Genomic DNA, 3,902 nt, shown 5'->3' with positions numbered 1-3,902 from the left:
TCACGCCACCCCGACCCGGTGCGGAAGCGCCACAGGATCCCGTTGAACTGGTCACGCACCCGCCTTGGCAGCGGCCCGGTGGCCGCCACCGGCACCAACGGCTCGATCAACGCCCACTCGGCATCGGGCACATCAAAACGCGCCACAACCGGGTTCTATCAGCCATGGCCAGCCCACCACCGGACCTCACCAAGATCCGAACTCAGAACAGCTCCTAGAACATCTAGACGGTGAAGCGCTCGTGGCCGACGACCGCGAGCAGCTTCAGTTTCTCGTCGCCCTCGCTGCGCGGGGGAGCGGTCAGCACCAGCAGCGTCTGTGACTGGTCTTCGGTGAACAGGACCTGGCAGTCGAGTTCGATCGGGCCCAGCTGCGGGTGGATGAGGATCTTGTGGTCCTCGAAGCGGCGGGCCACCTCGTGCCGGTCCCAGATCCCGGCGAACTCCGGGCTGGCCTTCTGCAGGGCCCTGACCAGCTCGCCCGCGCGGGACTTCGGGCCCATCGTCCCGTACGCCGCCCGCAGGCCGGCCACCATGGCGCGGCTCTGGCGCGGACGGTCGTCCTCGGGGTAGAGACGGCGTTCGTTCTCCGGGTCGGTGAACCAGCGGTAGATCTCGCTGCGCGCCAGACCGGTGTAGCCCGACCGGTCGCCGAGGAGGGCCTGGGCCATCCGGTTGGCGACCAGGGTCTCGCCCAGGTTCGACAGGATCAGCGCGGGGGTGTCGTCGAGGCGGTCGAGGACCCGCAGCAGGGCCGGGGCCACGTGGGCGGAGCCGGTGAAGGTCTCGGGGGCGTTGCGGCCGGCCACGCGGAACAGGTAGGCGCGTTCGTCGCCGGTCAGCCGGAGCGCGCGGGCCAGGGTGGTGAGCATCTGCTCGCTGGGCTGCGGCCCGCGGCGCTGTTCGAGCCGCGTGTAGTAGTCGGTCGACATCAGCGCCAGGGAGGCCACCTCCTCACGGCGCAGGCCGGGCGCGCGCCGCCGGGCGCCTTCGGGCAGGCCCACGTCTTCGGGGCGCAACGCCTCCCGGTGGCGGCGGAGGAAGTCGGCGAGGGCTGAGCGGTCCACGTGTCCAACCTATGCAGTGCCGGAACCGGTAACCAGGGACCGCCGATCCCCCGACAACCGGTCTCTGCACCTCCCCGGGCGGACGGGGAAGGCTCGGAGACATGAACATCACCGGAAACACGATCTTCATCCCCGGCGCCACCAGCGGCATCGGGCTCGCCCTGGCCAGGGCCCTGCGCGACAAGGGCAACACCGTCGTCGTCGGCGGGCGCCGGACCGAGCTCCTCGACGAGCTGAAGGGCGAGGGGTTCGGCACGGTCCGCATCGACACCGCCGACGCCGCCGACATCGAGCGGGCGGCCGAGGACGTGCTGCGCCGCTACCCCGACCTGAACGTGCTGGTCGCCATGGCCGGGATCATGCGGGCCGAGGACTGGACCCGCCCGGAGGACTTCCTGGCCACGGCCGAGACGGTCATCACGACCAACGTCCTCGGGCCGATCCGGCTGATCGCCGCGTTCATCGGGCACCTGCAGGCCCAGCCCGACCCGACGATCGTCACCGTCTCCTCCGGCCTGGCGTTCACCCCGCTGAAGGTCACCCCGAGCTACAACGCCTCCAAGGCCGCGATCCACATGCTCAGCGAGTCGATCCGCCTCCAGTACACGAAGGTCAGGGTCGTCGAGCTGGTGCCGCCCTCGGTGCAGACCGACCTGATGCCGGGCCAGCGGGACAACGAGCGGGCCCTGCCCCTCGACGACTTCGTCGCCGAGGTCATGGCACTTCTGGAGTCCCAGCCGGACGCCAAGGAGATCTTGGTCGAGCGGGTGAAGTTCCTCCGCGAGGCCGTGCAGCGGGGCGACTACGACCACGTCGTGACTGTGCTCAACGCCACAGACCCACACGCGAACAAATAATTGAAGTTTCAGTCACTCATGAAGTCAGCCTTCAGTACCCTCCTTGACCGTGATAGATCAAGAAATTCCAATAGATGAGACGAGAAATCGGGAGATGCCGGAAGTTCGGCCGACCGAGGAGAACGACGACCGCGGCAGCGTGATCAGTCTGCTCGAGCGGGTCGCCTCGGTCGTCCTCCCGATCGGCGTGGCCCTGTACGCCGTCCTCTACCTCGGCGTCGAGGAGATCTACGGGGTCTTCGGCATCAACCCCCAGCAGGCCGGCATCGACCAATCGGTGCTGTTCAGCCGCCTGATGAGCACGCTGGTGCTGGTGCTGCTGCTGGGTCTGCCGCTGCTGGGCCTGCTCGTCGGCCTGGCCTGGCTCGTCAACGTGATCACCCTTGGCGCGGCCGGGCGGGCCGTGGGGTGGGTCAGGGCGCGGCCCTGGGTGGCCGGTCTGGTCGCCGCCCTGTGGAGCGGGGCGACGTACTGGGGGTTCTACAACTTCTTCGCCGACCTCGACCTGACGATCATGGTCATCATCGCGGTCGGCCTGGGCATGGTGACCTTCCTGGTGCCCTTCCAGCTGCTGCGCCGCCGCCCCGTCGGCCGGGCCGGGCTGAAGGTCCTCGTCGGCGGGCTGACCGGCCTCGGCCTGGGCTTCCTGCTGATCCTCAACCTCTCCTCGGCGGCCCAGACCATGCGCGACACCGGTCAGGCGAACCTGCTGCTCAGCACGGTCGGCTTCCAGGACCAGTGGGCGATCCTCACCAACGCCGAGGACGACAAGCCGCTCTACGACGGCCGCTGGATGATGCTCCTCGGCGAGAGCGACGGAACCTACCTCCTGTACGACTGCGACAAGCAGGAGACGTTCCGCCGCCCGATGGAGACCACCAACCTCACGCAGGTGCAGCTCGACCCCGAGCGTGAAGAGGGCTTCGTCTGCGGCTCCCTGGTGGAGGAGACCGCCTAGTCTTTGGCGATGTGCGCGGTGATGGCGCCGGTGAGCGTCACGAGGTTCCCCGGGGCCGTCTCGATCTGGAGACCCCGGCGCCCAGCCGAGAAGTAGATCGTCTCGAAGGCCAGCGCGGACGCGTCGACCACGGTCGGCAGCCGTTTGCGCTGGCCGAGCGGGCTGATCCCGCCCACCACGTAACCCGTCACCCGCTCGACCTTGGCCGCCTCGGCCATCGCGGCCTTCTTGCCCGAAAGCGCCGCCGCGAACGCCTTCAGGTCGAGCTTCCCGGCCACCGGCACCACCGCCACCGCGAGCCCGGCCTCGGTCTCGGCGACGAGCGTCTTGAAGATCCGCTCGTAGGGCACGCCGAGCGCGTCGGCCGCCTCCTCGCCGTAGGCCTGCGCGTTCGCGTCGTGCTCGTAGGGGTGGAGGGTGAACTCGGCACCGGCCTTGGTCAGCGCCACGGTCGCGGGGGTGCCCTGCCCGCCTTTCGTCTTCGCCACGCGCCTAGGTTAAAGCCCCGCGTCGGCGCCGATGCAGACGAACCCGGCCGCCGTGACGTCGTCTCCGGCCTCCTCCTGGGTCAGCGCCAGTGCGGTGGCGGCCGGCAGCCCGGCGGCGAGCCGCTCGTGCAGGGCGATCATCAGCGGCCGGGCGTGCGCGTCGGGCACCGGCACCATCGAGGCGACCACGCACCGCGTCCCGAGCGACAGGAAGGTGGTGCTCAGGCCGAGGAGCTCGTCGCCGGCCCGGACCACCGACCGGCCGCTCTCACAGGCGGCCAGCACGACCAGCCGGGGCGGGATCCGCAACCGTTCGAGGTCGTAGACGGTCAGCGGACCGTCGGCCAGCTGCAGCGCGGAGAACAGCGGGTTGGCGGCGTTGACGCGGCCGTGGGCGGCCAGATGGGCCAGCCGGGCGCCGTCGAGCGCGGCCAGCGTCTCCTCCGCGCCGCCCACGGCGGGGGTCACGCCGTGGACGGCCGCCACCTCGGCCACCTCCGCCGCCGCGCCGGGCAACCCGGGCCCCGAGGCCA

The 3,902-nt window shown here is 70.2% G+C and carries 6 protein-coding genes; 2 read left to right on the top strand and 4 right to left on the bottom strand.

Annotated features, from left to right (window positions below):
• Together FDA94_RS38740 and FDA94_RS38735 are read right to left on the bottom strand one after the other, a co-directional pair.
• On the bottom strand, positions 1-131 hold a 131-nt coding region (locus FDA94_RS38740), incomplete at its 3' end, for a transposase (protein WP_425460206.1).
• Positions 132-223: 92 nt separating this feature from the next.
• On the bottom strand, positions 224-1,066 hold the full coding sequence (locus FDA94_RS38735) for a helix-turn-helix transcriptional regulator (RefSeq protein ID WP_137251993.1): 843 nt from the start codon (positions 1,064-1,066) through the stop codon (positions 224-226).
• Between the two features lie 101 nt (positions 1,067-1,167).
• On the opposite strand from FDA94_RS38735, the gene FDA94_RS38730 reads away from it, so the two are divergent.
• The gene (locus FDA94_RS38730; RefSeq protein ID WP_137251992.1) at positions 1,168-1,923 is read left to right on the top strand and encodes an SDR family oxidoreductase; all 756 of its coding nucleotides are present in this window, start codon (positions 1,168-1,170) and stop codon (positions 1,921-1,923) included.
• 94 nt (positions 1,924-2,017) lie between these two features.
• Positions 2,018-2,881 carry a hypothetical protein gene (locus tag FDA94_RS38725; RefSeq protein WP_137251991.1) on the top strand — a complete coding sequence of 288 codons (864 nt, stop codon included), beginning with the start codon at positions 2,018-2,020 and terminating at the stop codon, positions 2,879-2,881.
• On the opposite strand, the gene ybaK is transcribed toward FDA94_RS38725, so the two are convergent.
• A complete protein-coding gene (gene ybaK, locus FDA94_RS38720) occupies positions 2,878-3,369 on the bottom strand; it encodes a Cys-tRNA(Pro) deacylase (protein ID WP_137251990.1) in 492 nt (163 codons plus the stop codon). The two genes, FDA94_RS38725 and ybaK, sit on opposite strands and share 4 nt — an antisense overlap.
• 9 nt (positions 3,370-3,378) lie before the next feature.
• Positions 3,379-3,902, bottom strand: a 524-nt coding sequence (locus FDA94_RS38715; RefSeq protein WP_137251989.1) for a CHAT domain-containing protein, incomplete at its 5' end; no start/stop codon positions are given.

Origin of the sequence: Herbidospora galbida (genome assembly GCF_005233835.1) — a bacterium.
Lineage (GTDB): Bacteria > Actinomycetota > Actinomycetes > Streptosporangiales > Streptosporangiaceae > Herbidospora > Herbidospora galbida.
This window is presented reverse-complemented; position numbering and strand designations above follow the sequence as displayed.